The following is a 15,567-nucleotide window of genomic DNA, read 5'->3' as shown; positions in this document are numbered from 1 at the left end:
CCCCTATTGCTGGTAGACGGCTGTGACCGCCTTGGCCATCGCCCCGGGAACGTCCGGGACCAAGGTGTGGACGCCGTCGCGGACGATGTGGCGGCCCGCCACGACCGTGTGGCGTACGTCGCAGGCCGAGGCCGCGAACACCGCCGTCTCGGCCCCCAGGCGCGGCAGTGGGCCCGCCGTCCTGACCGAGTCGAGGGCGATGGTCGTGAGGTCGGCCAGGGCGCCCGGCTCGATCGTGCCCGCGTCCGGCCAGCCCAGCGCCGCGTGGCCGTCCACCGACGCGGCCCGGAGCAGGGCCGCCGCCGTCCAGTGGCCGCGGGTGCGGGAGCTGAGGCGTTCGTTCAGTTCCATCGCGCGGGCCTCCTCCAGGAGGTCGATCACCGCGTGGCTGTCGCTGCCCAGGCAGAGGGGCGAGCCCGCCCGCTGGAGGCGGACCGCCGGGCCGGTGCCGTCGGCCAGGTCGCGTTCCGTCGTGGGGCACATGCACGTGCCCGTGGAGGTTCCGCCGATGAGGGCGATGTCCTCGTTCGCCAGGTGCGTGTTGTGGACGCCCGTGGTGCGGGGGCCGAGGACCCCGTGGTCCGCCAGCAACCGGGTCGGGGTGCAGCCGTGCGCGGCCAGGCACGCGTCGTTCTCGGCGGTCTGCTCCGAGAGGTGGACGTGGAGCGGGGCCTCGCGGGCCTGCGCCCAGGCCGCCACCGTCGCCAGCTGGCCGGCGGGTACCGCGCGCACCGAGTGGATGGCCGCGCCGATCCGCGCGTGGTCGCGGTCCTTGAGCAGCGACGCGCGCTCCGCCCAGGCGTCGGCCGTGCCGTCGGAGAAGCGCCGCTGGGGGCGGTTGGGCGGCGTGCCGAAGCCCGACGCCAGGTACGCCGTGTCGAGGAGGGTGATGCGGATGCCGGCCTCGGCGGCGGCCGCGATCAGGGCCTCGCCCATGGCGTTGGGGTCGGCGTACGGGGTGCCGCCCGGCGCGTGGTGGAGGTAGTGGAACTCGCCCACCGCACTGACCCCGGCCAGCGCCATCTCGGCGTACACGGCCCGGGCGAGGTCGAAGTACGTCTGCGGGGTGAGGCGGGAGGAGACGCCGTACATCACCTCCCGCCACGTCCAGAACGTGCCCGAGCCCACCTGCACCGTGGACCGCAGCGCCCGGTGGAAGGCGTGCGAGTGGGCGTTGGCGAGGCCGGGAAGGGTCAGGCCCCGCAGGACCACGGCGCCGGGCGGCGGGGCCGGGACGTCCTTGCGGACCGCCGTGATCCGGCCGTTCGTCACGTCCAGGGCCACGCCCGGCTCGACGAAGGCATCGAGCCAGGCGTGCTCCAGCCAGTAGGTCACGTGCACGCGAGCCCCTCCAGTACGTCGGCGAGTGCGATGACCCCCGCGACGCAGTCGTCCTCGGCGGCGTACTCGGCCGGGGAGTGCGAGATGCCCGTGGGGTTCCGTACGAACAGCATGGCGGTCGGGACCGAAGCGGACAAAATACCCGCGTCGTGTCCCGCGCCCGTGCCGAGGACGGGGACGTCGCCCCCGAGCAGTTTCGCGAGCTCGTCGCGCAGGGCGTGTTCGAACTCCACCACCGGGGTGAACGACTCCTGCGTGATGTGCAGGTCGATGCCGGAGCGGGTGGCGTTCTCGCGTGCCGCCTGCTCGATGCCGGCGACGACCCGGTCGAGGGTTTCCTGGTCAGCGGCGCGCGAGTCGAGCCAGCCGCGGACCAGCGACGGGATCGCGTTGACGCCGTTCGGCTCGACGGCGATCTTCGCGAAGGTGGCGAGGGCCCCGGCGAGCCGTGCCTCGCGGCGGGCGGCGACGACCGTCTCGGCGTACGTCAGCATCGGATCGCGGCGGTCCTCCAGGCGGGTGGTGCCCGCGTGGTTGGCCTCGCCGTGGAAGTCGAACCGCCAGCGGCCGTGCGGCCAGATGGCGGACGCGATGCCGACGGGGTCACCGGAGACGTCCAGCGCGCGGCCCTGTTCCACGTGCAGCTCGACGAAGGCGCCGATACGGGCGAGGCGTCCGGGGTCCGGGCCGATGGCGGCCGGGTCGTAACCCGCCGCCTCCATGGCCCGGGGAAGGCTGACGCCGTCCCCGTCCCGCAGCTCGCGGGCCCTGGCGGCCGTCAGCTGCCCGGCCGCCAGGCGGGAGCCCACGCAGGCCAGGCCGAAGCGGGCGCCCTCCTCGTCACCGAAGTTGGTGACGGCCAGCGGTTTGGTGAACTCCACTCCCCTGCGCCGGAGTTCGTCGAGCGCGGCGAAGGAGGACACGACGCCGAGCGGGCCGTCGAACGCGCCGCCGTCCGGGACCGAGTCGAGGTGCGAGCCGGTGACGACCGCGTCCCCGGCGAGGGGATCGCCCTGCCAGGCCCACTGGTTGCCGTTGCGGTCCACCTCGTAGGTCAGGCCGCGGGACTCGGCCTGGGCCCTGAACCAGGCGCGGCAGTCGGCGTCGGCCGCCGTCCAGGCGTAGCGGCGGTAGCCGTCGGAGGCCGCGTCGCGGCCGATCGGCAGCAGGTCCGCCCACATCTCGTGGAACGACGCGGTGGCGGCGGGGTGCGGCGAGCCGTCGGCGGGTGCCACGGAGGTCACTCGCCCTCCCGCATCGGGACGCGTACGCCCTGCTCGTCCGCCGTCTTCTCCGCGATGTCGTAGCCCGCGTCCACGTGGCGGATGACACCCATGCCCGGGTCGTTCGTCAGTACGCGGCGGATCTTCTCGCCCGCGAGCTTCGTGCCGTCCGCCACCGAGACCTGGCCCGCGTGGATCGAGCGGCCCATGCCGACGCCGCCGCCGTGGTGGATGGAGACCCAGGAGGCGCCGGAGGCGACGTTGACCATGGCGTTGAGCAGCGGCCAGTCGGCGATCGCGTCGGAGCCGTCGAGCATGGCCTCGGTCTCGCGGTACGGCGAGGCCACGGATCCGCAGTCGAGGTGGTCGCGGCCGATCGCGAGGGGGGCGGCGAGGGTGCCGTCGGCGACCATGTCGTTGAACAGGGCGCCCGCCTTGTCGCGCTCGCCCTGGCCCAGCCAGCAGATGCGGGCCGGCAGGCCCTGGAAGTGGACGCGCTCGCCGGCCATCTTGATCCAGCGGTGCAGGGACGCGTTTTGAATCGAATCGGCCTCCGGGAAGAGCTTCAGCAGCTCGCGGTCCGTCTTGTGGATGTCGGACGCCTCGCCGGACAGGGCCGCCCAGCGGAAGGGGCCCTTGCCCTCGCAGAAGAGCGGGCGGATGTACGCCGGTACGAAGCCGGGGAAGTCGAAGGCGCGGGAGTAGCCGGCCAGCTGGGCCTCGCCGCGGATCGAGTTGCCGTAGTCGAAGACCTCGGCTCCGGCGTCCATGAAGCCGACCATCGCCTCGACGTGCCGGGCCATGGACTCGCGGGCGCGCAGCGTGAAGTCGGCGGGCTTCTCGGCGGCGTACGACGCCATGTCGTCGAAGTCGACGCCGACGGGGAGGTACGAGAGCGGGTCGTGGGCGCTGGTCTGGTCGGTCACGATGTCGATCGGGGCGCCCTCGGCGAGCATGCGCGGCAGCAGCTCCGCCGCGTTGCCGAGGAGGCCGATGGACAGCGGCCTGCGGGCGTCGCGGGCCTCGACGGCGAGCCGGAGGGCGTGCTCCGGGCTGTCGGCCTTGACGTCGAGGTAGCGGTGCTCGATGCGGCGCTCGATGGCGCGCGCGTCGACGTCGATGCAGATCGCGACGCCGTCGTTCATGGTCACGGCGAGGGGCTGGGCGCCGCCCATGCCGCCGAGGCCGGCGGTGAGGGTGATGGTGCCGGCGAGGGTGCCGTTGAACTTTTTCGCGGCGACGGCGGCGAAGGTCTCGTACGTGCCCTGGAGGATGCCCTGGGTGCCGATGTAGATCCACGATCCGGCCGTCATCTGGCCGTACATGGTCAGGCCGAGCGCCTCCAGGCGGCGGAACTCCTCCCAGTTCGCCCAGTCGCCGACCAGGTTGGAGTTGGCGATGAGCACGCGCGGCGCCCACTCGTGGGTCTGCATGACACCGACCGGGCGCCCGGACTGGACGAGCATCGTCTCGTCCTGCTTCAGGGTCCTCAGGGTGCGCACCATGGCGTCGAACGAGCGCCAGTCCCGCGCCGCCTTGCCCGTGCCGCCGTAGACGACGAGCTTGTCGGGGTGCTCGGCGACCTCGGGGTCGAGGTTGTTCTGGAGCATGCGCAGGGCGGCTTCCTGCTGCCATCCCAGGGCGCTCAGCTCCGTACCGCGCGGTGCCCGTACGGGGCGGGGTCCTGACATGGTGTGCCTCCTCGCGAGTGACTGCATTGCCGTCCATTCACATCCTGGCGATGTGAATAGAGCTAGTCAATACGTCCGGCCGCCTGCGCGCGGCCAAAGCGGGTGGTTGGCTGGAACACATGCCTTCGGACATGAGTGCGCCCGAGCGGCGCGAGCGGGCCGTACGCGCCGCCGTCGAGCAGGGGGTCGTCGGCCCCGCCGCCCCGCTCGCCGGCCTCCTCGACATCACCGGCATCCGGGCCTCGGCCGCCGCCCTGCGCGCCGCGTTCGACGAGGTCACCCCGCCCGGCACCCCGGTCCTGCACGCCTTCGCCGTCAAGGCGACGCCGCTGGTCCCCGTCCTGCGGCTGCTGTACGAGCACGGGGGCATCGGCGCCGAAGTCGCGAGCCCCGGTGAGCTGGCCCTGGCCCGCGCCGCCGGTGTCCGCCCGGCGCACACCGTCCTCGACTCCCCCGCCAAAACCACCGCCGAGCTGCGCGAAGCCCTCGCCCTGGGCATCGCGGTCAACGCCGACAACTTCCAGGAACTCGCGCGCATCGACGCGCTGGTGGAGTCGGCGGCCCCCGCCTCCCCCGTCGGCCTGCGCGTCAACCCGCAGATCGGCGGCGGCTCCATCGGCGCGCTCTCCACCGCCACCGCCACCTCGAAGTTCGGCGTGGCGCTGCGCGACCCGGGCGCCCGCGAACGGGTCGTACGCGCCTACCTCGACCGGCCGTGGATGACCCGGCTGCACACGCACTCCGGTTCGCAGGGCCTGCCGCTGGAGCTGATGGTCCGGGGCGTGGCGGCGGCGTACGGACTCGCCGAGGAGATCAATGCGGCGGCGGGCCGCCGGCAGGTCGACACCGTCGACATCGGCGGCGGCCTCCCCGTCGACTTCGCCTCCGACGCCGGGGCCCCGTCGTACGCCGACTACGCCCGCCTCCTCAAGCAGCACGTCCCCGGCCTGCTCGACGGGCGCTACGGCCTGGTCACCGAGTTCGGCCGCTCCCTGCTCGCCAAGCACGGCACGGTCCTCACCCGCGTCGAGTACGCGAAGACCTCCGGCGGCCGGCCGATCGCCGTCACCCACGCGGGCGTCCAGATCGCGACGCGGACCGTGTACGTCCCCGGGTCCTGGCCGCTGCGCATCGCCGCGTACGACGCGAAGGGCCTTCCCAAGCCGGGCCCGCCCGTCGCCCAGGACGTGGCGGGCCCGGCGTGCTTCGCGGGCGACCTGCTCGCCGAGAACCGGCCGCTGCCGCTCCTGGAGCAGGGCGACTACGCGGCGGTGCTGGACACCGGTGCGTACTACATGGCCGCGCACTACGGCTACAACAGCCTTGCCAGAGCCGGGATCCACGGCTTCGCCGCCACCGCCGGCGGGGTCCGCTTCAGCGTCGTACGGCCGCCGCAGACCTTCGACGAGATCGTCGCCGAGTCGGGCGGGGGGCACGCGGACGCGCTCCTGGATCCCTGAGGTGGATCCCTGAAGCTCCGGCCGCACCCGCCGCCCGAACGCCCGGACGGCACGCAGCACCTGACGCGCATCACACAAGCCGCGCCGGGCAGAACATCCCCAGTCCATCTCGGGGGAGGTTCCCTATGTCCGTATCCGGTGCCACACCAGACACGCCTGGCACATCCGGCACATCAGCCACACCGGTCGACGAGACACCGCTCAAGCGCGCGCTCGGGCCCAAGCTGCTGATCCTGTTCGTGATCGGCGACATCCTGGGCACCGGGATCTACGCCACCACGGGAAAGGTGGCGGGGAAGGTCGGCGGCGCGCTGTGGCTGCCGTTCGCGATCGGCTTCGTCGTCGCGCTCCTGACCGCGGCTTCGTACGTCGAACTCGTCGGCAAGTACCCGAAGGCCGCCGGCGCCGCGCTCTACGCCCAGAAGGCCTTCAAGGTCCCCTTCCTCACCTTCATCATCGCCTTCATGGTGATGTGCTCGGGCCTGTCGTCCGCGAGCGCGGCCGCCCGCGCCTTCAGCGGCGACTACCTGGCGGAGTTCACGGACGCCGTGCCGCCGACGCTCGTCGCGATCCTGTTCGTCGTCGCCCTCGCCGCGCTCAATCTGCGCGGTGTCTCGGAGTCGGTGAAGACGAACGTGGTGCTGACGCTCGTCGAGCTGACCGGTCTGGCGATCATCCTCGGGATCGGTGCGTACGCCGTGTTCACGGGCGGCGGCGAGCCCGCGCGGCTCGGTGAGTTCCAGGCGTCCGGCACCGGTTACGCCCTGCTGACCAGCGTGCTCGGCGCCACCGCGCTCGGTTTCTTCGCCTTCGTCGGCTTCGAGGACTCCGTCAACATGGCGGAGGAGACGAAGGACCCGCAGCGCACCTTCCCGAAGGCGATCTTCATCGGTGTCGCGGTCACCGGCACCATCTACGTCCTGGTCGCCCTGGTCTCCTCGCTGCTCGTCGACTACACGACGCTGGAGAAATCGAGCGGGCCGCTGCTGGAGGTCGTGAAGGCGGGCGGGGTCGACTTCCCGCCCAAACTCTTCGCGCTGATCGCCCTGTTCGCCGTGACGAACTCCGCGCTGATCAACATCATGATGGCCTCGCGGCTCTGTTACGGAATGGCCAACGAACGCATCCTGCCGCGCGCCATGGGCCGCGTCCTGTCCCGGCGCCGCACGCCCGTCGTCGGCATCGTCTTCGTCTCGCTGCTGGCGATCGGCCTGGTGTCGACGGGCGGGATCGAGGGGCTCGGCGACACGACGGCGTTCCTCCTGCTGTGCGTCTTCGCCGTGGTCAACGTCGCCGTGCTGGTCCTGCGCAAGGACCGGGTGGCGCACCGGCACTTCCGGACGCCGACGATCCTGCCGGTGCTCGGCGCGATCACCGCGATCGTCCTCGCCAGTCCGCTGGCCGACCGGCCGGCGGACGTCTACATCCGCGCAGGTGTCCTTCTTTTGATCGGAATTGGTCTCTGGGCGATCAATAAAGCAGTAATGAAGGCACGAGGCGAAAGCTAGCTGGCATGTGCACATGGAAAATGCCGGAACCATGCGCCGGCGCACCTCCCTTTACGTAACCTCCTCACCACTGCCACAGAACGTGTGTCCGGCAGTCCGCATCCGTGTGCCACGCCGGAAGGGGGGTTCCGCATGCCCGGGATCGACGAATGTCTGCTCGCGGCGATGGCCCTGCCCGGTGCCCTCGGAGCCTCCCTGGTGGACTGGACGAGCGGGCTAGCGCTCGGTACGGAAGGACGGTCGCCGAACGGTGACCACGAGGTCACCGCGGCGGAGACCGCGGAGCTGGCCCGGATGGCCGCCGAGCAGCGGGCGTTCTCCCCGCAGGGGCTTCCCGTCGAGGACGTCATCATCACCACGCCGAGCGGCTACCACCTGCTGCGCTTCGTGGAGACCGCCTTCGACAGCAGCGTCTTCCTGCACCTGTGGCTCGACCGCGAGAAAGGCAATCTGGCCCTGGCCCGATTACGCCTGCGCGGCCTCGCCGAGCAGCTGGTCCTGGCATGACCGGGACCGCGGCCGGGGCCGCCACCGTGTCCCCGATGCTCGTGCGGCTGGCCGCCGAACGCGCCACCGGCGCCCTGCTGCGGGACCACGGGGCCCTCTACCTCGACGAGGGACAGGTCGTGCACGCCGAGAGCCCGGCGGCGCCCGGCATCGACGTACTGCTGACCTCGGCCGGGCGGCTGCCGGCCGAGGACTGGCAGGAGGCCGTCGACCGGGCGGGCACCCGCGGCCGGGTCGGGCGCTTCCTCGTCGACAGCGGCCGGCTGGCCGGCGGCGAGCTGGAACTCTGCCATCTCAGCGCGCTGTTCGACGCCGCCTTCTTCGTCCTCGCCCCCGGCAGCGGCCCGACGCGGTTCCGTTACGGGGCGGCCCACTGGCTGGGCCGCATACGCCCGGTCCCCGCCGCGGCGGTCGAGCGGGAGTCGCGGCGGCGCAGACGGCTGCTGGACGGGCTCTGGCCCTACCCGGACACCGACACCGCCCCCGTCGTACGCCGCCGCGGACCGTCGGGACGGCCGGTCACCCGCAGGCAGCGCGCCGTCCTCGACCTGGTGGACGGTGAACGCACCCCGGGGGACATCGCCCGGGCCCTGGGACGGCCGGCCTTCCACACGCTGATCGACGTACGCAGGCTCGCGGCGGCGGGGGCGGTCGCCACGCCCCGCGACACCCCGGCACCCCCGCCTCCCGTGCCCGCCCGGGTCGCGCGGGCCCTGCAGGCCACCGACGACCCGGACACCGCCCTGCTGCGCCGGCTCCGCGACGCCCTGGAGGCACAGCTGTGATTCCCCGGACCGTCGGCGCGTCCCCCGCCTCCGCGTCATGAGGCGCGCCCTGAGACAACGCGCCGAAAGGAGAATGCTGATGGCGGCCGAGCCGGAAGTCCTCGACGAGCTGCGGCAGTTGAGGGCGAGGGTCCCCCAGCTGACCGGAGCCCTGGCCGCGAGCGCCGACGGCCTCGTACTGGCCCAGGACACCCCGGCCGTGGAGGCCGAGGGAGTGGCGGCGCTCACCGCGGCGGCGCTCGGCATCGCGGTGCGGCTGACGGACGCGACCGGGCAGGGCGCCTTCCGCGAACTGCTCGTGCGCGGTGACGACGGCTACGTGGCCACCTACGCGGCGGGGTCGTCCGCCGTCCTCACGCTCCTCGCCGAACCGCGCGTCAACGTGGGCCGGCTCCACCTGGAGGCACGCCGGGCCAGTGTCCGCATCGGCGCGCTGTTCGACGGCGCCCGGGCCCGGGAGAACGTGTGACCGCGGCCAGGCGCACGACAGCGGCAGCCAGGAACACCGCTGGACGAACCACCGGACGAACCACCGGACGAAAAGGAAGTGCGACACTCATGGCCAACACCGAAACCGCGCTCAAGGAAGCGATGACCGGCATCGAGGGCACCCTGGGTGTCGCTCTGGTCGACTACACCAGCGGCATGGCGCTGGGCACCCTCGGCGGCGGCAAGGACCTCGACCTGACGGTGGCCGCCGCGGGCAACACCGATGTGGTGCGCGCCAAGGTGCGCACCATGGAACACCTGGGCCTCAAGGACGAGGTCGAGGACATCCTGATCACCCTCGGCAGCCAGTATCACCTGATCCGGCTCCTGAAGGGGCGCGGCGCGAACGGCCTGTTCCTCTACCTGGCACTGGACAAGGCGCGGGCCAATCTCGCGATGGCCCGCCACCAGCTCAAGAGGATCGAGGCCGAACTCGACGTGTGACCACCGCCGCGGGGGCCGGGCGGCGGCGCGCGCCGCCCGGCGCGGCGTCACCCGCCGCGATCCCGGTGGTGCGGTACGCCGCGATCCGCCTGCCGGCGGGTCCGCCGCCGAGCCAGTCGGTACGCACCCACAGCAGGGTCTCCTCGCGGCGCTCCCTGGCGCCGATCCACACCGCCTTCAGCCACAGTCCGGCGCCCGCGCCCGCCATCAGCAGTCCGCCCGCGCCCGGAACGGCGAACGCGGTGCCCACCGCGGCGAGGAAGGCGGCCGCCAGCCACCAGCGACGGCCGCGGCGCCAGGCCCGCGCCGTCACGGACCGGTCCTGGAGGAAGTCGCGGCGGGCGGCGCGGGTGGCCGTCGAGGCCAGGGCGGCGTACCGGCCCCTGCGCGCGAGCACCGCGGCCGCCGCCGCGGCCACGAAGAGCGCGGCCCCCGCCAGGAGCCCGGTCCTGCGCCCGGTCAGGCCGGGTACGAGTACTCCGATTCCGGCGGCCAGCAGGCCGAGCCACCACAACGGCGCCGCCCCGGCCCGTACGACCACCGCCACCCGCGCCAACGACTGCGCCTGTTCTCCGCGTCCCACGACCGCCCCTCCTCGCCGGCTCCGACTGTTTCCAGTCGGGGAGGGTAACGCCCGATTCTGAGCACCGTCTGAAAAACCGCCGAGAACGCGGGAGAAGTGCGGGAGGGCGCGGGAGGACACGGCGAGCGGGGCCGGGGCCGCCGGTCACTCGACGAACAGGCCCCGCGCCGCCGCCTTCGCGTCGAACTCCTCCAGCCGCGCCTGCGCGTCCGGCAGGCCGTCGCACATCGCCTCCAGCAGCACCCGCCCCAGCAGCATCGGCGCGCACGCCGTGTCGAAGGCGAGGCCCGTGCCGACCGCCGCCGGGATCAGCAGGTCGCTGTGGGCGGCCACGGGCGCGAAGGCGGAGTCGGCGACCGTCACGACCGTCAGGCCCTGTTCGCGCGCGTACACCAGCGCGTCCACGACCTCGCGCGGATGGCGCGGCAGCGCGAAGCACAGCAGCGCGCTCGCGCCCGCCCGGCGGGCCCCGTCGATGCGGTCCGCGAGCATCGTGCCGCCCTCGTCGAGCAGCCGTACGTCCGGATGGACCTTCGCGGCGAAGTACGCGAAGCCGCGGGCCTGCGAGGAAGCGGCGCGCAGGCCGAGGACGGGCAGCGGGTTGGAGGCGGCGAGGACCCGGCCCGCCTCCTCGACGGGGCGGGGGTCGGCGAGCAGCCCGGCGAGGTGCTGGAGGTTCTCGATCTCGGCCTGGACGGCCTGCTGGTACTCGTTGTAGTGGTCCTCGCCCCGCGAGGACTCGGCGGGCGCGACCTCGCGCAGGTGCTTGCGCAGCGCCGGATAGCCGTCGAAGCCGAGCGCGACCGCGAAGCGGGTGACGGAGGGCTGGCTGACCCCGGCCAGTTCGGCGAGCTCGACGCTCGACAGGAACGGCACGTCGGCGGCCTTGCGCACCATGCAGTGCGCGATACGCCGCTGGGTCGGCGTGAGCCGGTGCCCGTCGAAGAGCTGCTGCAGTCGTGCGGCAGGGCTGTCGCTCATGCCATCCCCCTCGGAGGTCGGTGGTTCAGAGGTCCGTGAACTGGTCGAGCAGCGCGGCCGCCGCAGTCACATCATCGGTGAGCGGGCGGTCCGCGTGGTCGGGGTCGAGCGCGGCGTCCGCGAGCGCGAAGGCGCGGCCGACCGGGAGCGCCGGGTCGGGGCGCAGGTCGCGCTGGCGCAACGCGCGTAAGCCGGCGACGAGTTCGCAGCCGACGACATGACGGTACGCGTCACTCGCGCGCAGCGCCTGACGGGCGGCGGGCGAGGCGAAACCGGCCTGCTCCTCGACGCCCGGGAGAGCACGGTACCGCCGAGCCAGGGCTGCTCGCCGGCGAGGGCGAGGCCCACCTGCGCGAGGGCGGCGCTGTCGCCCGTACCGACCGGGCCGTACTCGTTGACGACGGGGTGGGCACCCGACTCCAGCGCCTCGCACAGGGCACTCACGACGGTGGGGCGCAGGCCCGCACCGCCCGCGAGCAGCCGGTTGGCACGGACGGCGAGCATGGCGCGGACCTCGCGGGCGGGCAGCGTGGAGCCGATCGCACCGGCATGGCCGCGCAGCAGGCGCAGGCCGTGGTCGGCGGCCGCTCCGGTGGGCACGGCCTCGGAGCGGTTAGCGCCGATTCCGGTGGAGCGGCCGTAGACGCGGCCCGATGCGGCGAGTTCACGGGCGGCGTGCCAGGACTCCTCGACGCGCTTCATCGCCTCGGTGCCGGGTACCGGGCGGGCCGCGCCATGGGCGAGGCGCACGACGTCGGCGACGGGGAGGCTCTGCCCGTCCAGAACGACCACCATGGGGGACGACTTCATTCGCGAACCCCTCCTTTTCCGGACAGCTCGTCTCGCACACCGGTCGGTCGTCACCAGCGATTCACCGCAGAGCATTGACATCTATTCAGTCACGCAGAACTCTGCATGACCATATGCAGCCCTGGCAAGGGATGACCGATGATCACATTTGCCGCAGTGCACAAGCGCTTCGCGAACGGCACGACAGCCGTCGACGACCTGACCCCGGAGATGCCGGAAGGCGCCATCACCGTGCTGGTCGGATCGTCCGGATGCGGCAGGACCACCACCCTCCGCATGGTCAACCGCATGGTCGACCCGACCTCGGGCACCATCCGGGTCGCGGGCCGGGACGTCCCCGAAGCGGACGCCGCCGAGCTGCGCCGCGGCATCGGCCACGTCATCCAGCAGTCGGGGCTCTTCCCGCACCGCACCGTCCTCGACAACATCGCCACCGTCCCGCTGCTGCTGGGACGGGGGCGGAAGAAGGCGCGGGCCAGGGCCTCGGAGCTCCTGGAGACCGCCGGCCTCGCCGCCGACGCCGCCCGGCGCGGTGATGGCCCTGCACTCGGCGCAGGGCCCGAAGCCCGGCCTGCCCCAGATGATCCGGTCACGCGCCCGGTTCGGCGTCAGGGGTGCGGTGGTCCCGCTCCTCCTGGTCATCGTCATGTACGTCGGCTTCTTCGCCAGCGGCGGCGTCCTGGCGGGCCAGGCGGTCGGTGAGCCGACCCGCCTCGGCGACACGACGGGCATCGTGATCCTCGCCGCCGTCACCGCCGTGACGGCGGCCGTCGGCTACCGCGTCATCCACGCCCTGGGCCGGGTGGCGAGCGTCGTCTGCGCGGTGGCGTTCGTGTACCTGGGCGTGCGCCTGCTGGAGCGTGTGGACCTGGGCGCGGTGCTGTCGGAGCGTGCCGCGTTCGACCTCCCCGTATTCCTGCTGGCGGTCTCCCTCCCCGCGTCCTGGCAGCCGGCGTTCGGCCCGTACGTGGCCGACTGCTCCCGCTACCTCCCGCGCACGACGAGCGGCCGGGCCACCTTCTGGTGGACGCTCGGCGGGTCGGCGCCGGGGTCGCAGTGGTCGATGACGTTCGGCGTGCTGGTCGCGGCGACGGCGGGGGACGCGTTCCTGGCGGGCCAGGTGGGTTACGTCGTGGCGCTCGGCGGCACCGGGGGCCGGTCCGGGCGGGATGACCCCCGTCAGCCGGCCGGCCGGGCGACCGCGGCCCGGGTGAGGATCCGGTAGTGCTCACCGGCCCGGGTGGGCAGGGTCAGCGCCCCGTCCTCCACCGTGTGGCCGGCGGGCCTCCCGTCCCCCCGTACGACACGGAACGTGCCCGCGAAGAGCTGACCGCGCAGCTTCGCGGTCACCCCGCTGCCCGAGGTGATCCGGATCTCCGTGGCCGCGCCCCGCCGCCAGTCCACGCCGACGGTGAAGTCGCCGCGGGCGCGCAGGCCGTCGTACGACCCGCGTGCGGCCCAGGCGGAGGGCAGCGCGGGCAGCACGTCGATGACGGCGCCTGCGTCCGCGTCGCGCCCGTGGCTCTGGAGCAGCATCTCCGCGATGCCGGCCGTGGCCCCGAAGTTGCCGTCGATCTGGAACGGCGGGTGGGTGTCCCAGAGGTTCGGCAGGGTGGAGGACTTCAGCTGTTCGGCGAGCATCCTGGCGGCGTGGTCGCCGTCGCGCAGCCGCGCCCAGAAGTTGATCTTCCATGCCTTCGACCAGCCGGTGCCGCCGTCCCCGCGCGCCGTGAGCGAGACGCGCGCCGCGTCGGCGTACGCCGAACCGGCCTCGATCCGACGCCCCGGGTGCAGCGCGAAGAGGTGCGAGACGTGCCGGTGGGTGTTGGTGCGGCCGTCGAGGTCGGCCTTCCACTCCTGGAGCTGGCCCCACGAGCCGATGCGCAGTCCGGGGTCGAGGGCGTCGAGCGCGTCCGTGACCTCCGCGCGGAACCCGGCGTCGAGGCCCAGGACTTCGCTCGCCTCGGCGGTGTTCGTGAGCAGGTCGTGCACGATCTGCTGGGAGATGGAGGCCCCGGCCGTGAAGTCGCCGTGCTCGGGCGAGTAACCGGGCGACACGACCAGCTTGCCGTCGCGCGGGTCGGTGTGCAGGTTCGCCAGCCAGAACCGGGCCGCTTCCTTCATCGCGGGATAGGCCGTCTCCCGCAGGAAGTCCTCGTCCCGGCCGAAGAGGTAGTGCTCGTACAGCTGCTGGACCAGCCAGCCGTTGGCCTCCGGCATCCAGAAGGAGGTGGGCCAGTCGTGCACGCCGGTGTGGCCGAACGGGTTGGTGTTCTGGTGCACCACCCAGCCTTCCGTGCCGAACATCGTCCGGGCGGTCCTGCGTCCCGGCGCCCGCAGGCCGTCGATGAACTCGTGGTACGGCCGGGCGGTCTCCGCGAGGTTCGCCGGTTCGGCCGGCCAGTAGTTCATCTGGATGTTGATGTTGGTGTGGTAGTCCGCGTTCCAGGGCGGCGTGTTGGAGTCGTTCCACACGCCCTGGAGGTTGGCGGGGAGCGACCCGGGCCGCGAGGACGCGATGAGCAGGTACCGCCCGTACGCGAAGAAGAGCGCTTCCAGCGCGCGGTCGGCGGGTGACGCGCCGCCCGTGTAGGAGCCGAGCAGCTCGTCGGTCGGCACGTCGGGGGCCGCGCGCTGCCCGATGTCCAGCCGCACCCGGTCGAACAGCGCCCGGTGGTCGGCCACATGGGCCCGCCGCAGCTCGTCGTACGTCCGCTCCGCGGCCCGGTCGACGGTGGCCGAGACACGGGCGTGCGGGTCCTCGCCCCGGTAGCCGGGAGAAGTGGCGGCGTAGTCCGTCCCGGCGCAGAACACGAACGTGGCGCTGTCCGCGCCGGTGACGGTGATCCGCCCGTCGTCGCCGTCGGTCCGTTCCCCGCCGGTGGTGAGGACCCGCACCTGCCCCTCGTACGTCAGACCGTTGTCGGCGAGCGCGCCGCGGACGAGCAGCCGGCCGTCCTTCGCCGTCACCGAGGTCCGGTCCTGCGCGCTCCTGAAACTCAGCGTGAAGGAGACCTTTCCGGGCCGGTCGGCGGAGATCCGCCCGGCGACGACGCCGTCGGGGCGGCTGGCGAAGTACTCGCGGGTGAAGCGGGTCTCCCCGTCGCCGTACGAGACGGTGGCGACGGCGTCGGCGATGTCGAGGCCGCGGCGGTAGCCGGTGGGCGGGGCCGGAGCGCCGGGGAAGTCGAGGAAGAGGTCGCCGAAGTTCTGGTAGTTGCCGAAGCCTGGGATCCTGCCGGCGGTCGCGTACGCCGGATTGCCGAGCCGCCGGGCCACCTCCTCGGGGTCCATCGCCCCCTTCTCGTCGATGGCCCTCCGCACACCGGCGACGGCCCCGGGCCGCGGCTTCGGCCAGTCGCCGTGGTCGTAGCCCTCCGCGCTGCCGGGGCCGCCGGTCCACAGGGACTTCTCGTTGAGCTGCACCTGCTCCCGCGCCACACCGCCGAAGACCTTGGCGCCCAGGGCGCCGTTGCCGAGGGGCAGCGCTTCGCGCTCCCAGCTGGTGGCGGGCTCGTCGTACCAGAGGAGGGCGGGGGCGGGGGCGGAGCCGGGCCCGGCCCCCTCGGCGGCCGGAACTGCGGTCGGTCCGGCCGTTGGGGCGAGGACCGGCCTCCGGGTGTACTTCCGCGACATGGACCCACTCCTGGAGCTCGGATGACTGGCGAGCCGAACTTAGGAGTAGAGGGTCAGTTGAGGCAATAGTTCAGTAATTCTTGACCATAATCCACCGACTCATCGGATG

12 protein-coding genes and 3 pseudogenes are annotated in these 15,567 nt (G+C 73.0%); 8 read left to right on the top strand and 7 right to left on the bottom strand.

What is annotated here, in order from left to right:
- Positions 1-3: 3 nt before the first annotated feature.
- The 3 genes from BN1555_RS19325 to hutU are packed head-to-tail and all read right to left on the bottom strand — an operon-like array spanning position 4 to position 4,255.
- On the bottom strand, positions 4-1,341 hold the full coding sequence (locus BN1555_RS19325; RefSeq protein ID WP_093800553.1) for a formimidoylglutamate deiminase: 1,338 nt from the start codon (positions 1,339-1,341) through the stop codon (positions 4-6).
- Positions 1,332-2,522 (bottom strand): allantoate amidohydrolase, encoded by a 1,191-nt coding sequence (locus BN1555_RS19320; protein WP_093803501.1) that lies wholly within the window; start codon positions 2,520-2,522, stop codon positions 1,332-1,334. The genes BN1555_RS19325 and BN1555_RS19320 overlap by 10 nt, the downstream gene beginning before the upstream one ends.
- 59 nt (positions 2,523-2,581) lie before the next feature.
- Complete coding sequence (gene hutU, locus BN1555_RS19315) at positions 2,582-4,255, bottom strand: urocanate hydratase (protein WP_093800552.1); 1,674 nt, start codon at positions 4,253-4,255, stop codon at positions 2,582-2,584.
- 131 nt (positions 4,256-4,386) lie between these two features.
- Between hutU and BN1555_RS19310 the strand changes: the two genes are divergently transcribed.
- The 6 genes from BN1555_RS19310 to BN1555_RS19285 all read left to right on the top strand — a co-directional run bounded on the left by BN1555_RS19310 (position 4,387) and on the right by BN1555_RS19285 (position 9,448).
- Positions 4,387-5,715 carry a type III PLP-dependent enzyme domain-containing protein gene (locus BN1555_RS19310; RefSeq protein WP_255306093.1) on the top strand — a complete coding sequence of 443 codons (1,329 nt, stop codon included), beginning with the start codon at positions 4,387-4,389 and terminating at the stop codon, positions 5,713-5,715.
- Between the two features lie 125 nt (positions 5,716-5,840).
- The gene (locus BN1555_RS19305) at positions 5,841-7,223 is read left to right on the top strand and encodes an APC family permease (RefSeq protein ID WP_093800550.1); all 1,383 of its coding nucleotides are present in this window, start codon (positions 5,841-5,843) and stop codon (positions 7,221-7,223) included.
- Positions 7,224-7,355: 132 nt separating this feature from the next.
- Positions 7,356-7,730, top strand: coding sequence for a hypothetical protein (locus BN1555_RS19300; RefSeq protein ID WP_093800549.1), 375 nt, complete (start codon positions 7,356-7,358; stop codon positions 7,728-7,730).
- Positions 7,727-8,515, top strand: coding sequence for a hypothetical protein (locus BN1555_RS19295; protein WP_093800548.1), 789 nt, complete (start codon positions 7,727-7,729; stop codon positions 8,513-8,515). The genes BN1555_RS19300 and BN1555_RS19295 overlap by 4 nt, the downstream gene beginning before the upstream one ends.
- A 37-nt stretch (positions 8,516-8,552) precedes the next feature.
- Positions 8,553-8,984: a roadblock/LC7 domain-containing protein gene (locus BN1555_RS19290; protein ID WP_093800547.1), complete on the top strand. Its 432-nt coding sequence runs from the start codon at positions 8,553-8,555 to the stop codon at positions 8,982-8,984.
- Between the two features lie 89 nt (positions 8,985-9,073).
- A complete protein-coding gene (locus BN1555_RS19285; protein WP_093800546.1) occupies positions 9,074-9,448 on the top strand; it encodes a hypothetical protein in 375 nt (124 codons plus the stop codon).
- Here the strand turns inward: BN1555_RS19285 and BN1555_RS19280 are convergent.
- From BN1555_RS19280 to BN1555_RS19270, 3 genes and pseudogenes are all read right to left on the bottom strand, one after another.
- Positions 9,417-10,031 carry a hypothetical protein gene (locus BN1555_RS19280; RefSeq protein WP_093800545.1) on the bottom strand — a complete coding sequence of 205 codons (615 nt, stop codon included), beginning with the start codon at positions 10,029-10,031 and terminating at the stop codon, positions 9,417-9,419. The two genes, BN1555_RS19285 and BN1555_RS19280, sit on opposite strands and share 32 nt — an antisense overlap.
- Before the next feature lie 144 nt (positions 10,032-10,175).
- Positions 10,176-11,012, bottom strand: coding sequence for a MurR/RpiR family transcriptional regulator (locus tag BN1555_RS19275; RefSeq protein ID WP_093800544.1), 837 nt, complete (start codon positions 11,010-11,012; stop codon positions 10,176-10,178).
- Between the two features lie 25 nt (positions 11,013-11,037).
- Positions 11,038-11,822: pseudogene (locus tag BN1555_RS19270) on the bottom strand (aromatic amino acid lyase).
- A 138-nt stretch (positions 11,823-11,960) separates the two neighbouring features.
- Between BN1555_RS19270 and BN1555_RS19265 the strand changes: the two are divergent.
- Positions 11,961-12,353: pseudogene (locus BN1555_RS19265) on the top strand (ATP-binding cassette domain-containing protein); the annotation flags it as partial.
- Positions 12,349-12,975, top strand: a pseudogene (locus tag BN1555_RS19260) (cytosine permease); the annotation flags it as partial. The pseudogenes BN1555_RS19265 and BN1555_RS19260, both read left to right, overlap by 5 nt.
- Before the next feature lie 26 nt (positions 12,976-13,001).
- Here the strand turns inward: BN1555_RS19260 and BN1555_RS19255 are convergent.
- Positions 13,002-15,458, bottom strand: a complete 2,457-nt coding sequence (locus BN1555_RS19255) for a glycoside hydrolase family 95 protein (RefSeq protein WP_093800543.1) — start codon at positions 15,456-15,458, stop codon at positions 13,002-13,004.
- Between the last annotated feature and the right edge of the window lie 109 nt (positions 15,459-15,567).

Origin of the sequence: Streptomyces sp. Wb2n-11 (assembly GCF_001049855.1) — a bacterium.
Lineage (GTDB): Bacteria > Actinomycetota > Actinomycetes > Streptomycetales > Streptomycetaceae > Streptomyces > Streptomyces altiplanensis.
This window is presented reverse-complemented; position numbering and strand designations above follow the sequence as displayed.